The following is a 448-nucleotide window of genomic DNA, read 5'->3' as shown; positions in this document are numbered from 1 at the left end:
CTTTAAGGATAAGTATGAAAACTTTTATTAAAACCACTCTAGTGGCTTTTTCTTTTGCAGCATTGGCAGGGTGCCAAAGCCAAGCAGGTAATCCAGCACTTAACCAATGCGCTCAGCAAAGTTATCAATGCGAAACCAGCTGTGAACAACAAACAACCACCGACAGCCTTAAGTCACAGGTTTGCTCATCTAAATGCATCGAAGCGTATAATCAATGCAAAGTACAAGCTGAAAACTTAAGTAAAGCTGACTAATATCAATCGGCATAAATTGTAAACCAAAAAAAACCGCTCATTTGAGCGGTTTTTTAATTATTAGCGGTTTATTTTAAGCCTAACTTTTTCAACTCAACTTCAACTAGCTTTGCAGAAAGTGGCACATAACCATCTTTTTCTACAATTTTTTGACCTTCTTGCGAAAGTACCATCTTTAAAAACTCAGCTTCAAC

1 protein-coding gene and 1 pseudogene are annotated in these 448 nt (G+C 37.1%); one reads left to right on the top strand and one right to left on the bottom strand.

Annotation, left to right across the window (positions count from 1 at the left end):
• Positions 1-14: 14 nt before the first annotated feature.
• Entirely contained in the window at positions 15-254 is a 240-nt protein-coding gene (locus PSH54_RS20635; protein ID WP_013465744.1) for a hypothetical protein, read from the top strand.
• A gap of 68 nt (positions 255-322) precedes the next feature.
• On the opposite strand, the pseudogene PSH54_RS20630 reads toward PSH54_RS20635, so the two are convergent.
• Positions 323-448 (bottom strand): annotated as a pseudogene (locus PSH54_RS20630) (phosphate-binding protein); the annotation flags it as partial.

Source organism: Pseudoalteromonas sp. Angola-30 (assembly GCF_028599215.1).
Classification (GTDB): Bacteria; Pseudomonadota; Gammaproteobacteria; order Enterobacterales; family Alteromonadaceae; genus Pseudoalteromonas; species Pseudoalteromonas atlantica.
Note: the sequence above shows the minus strand (reverse complement) of the source record. Positions and strands in the feature narration are given on the sequence as shown.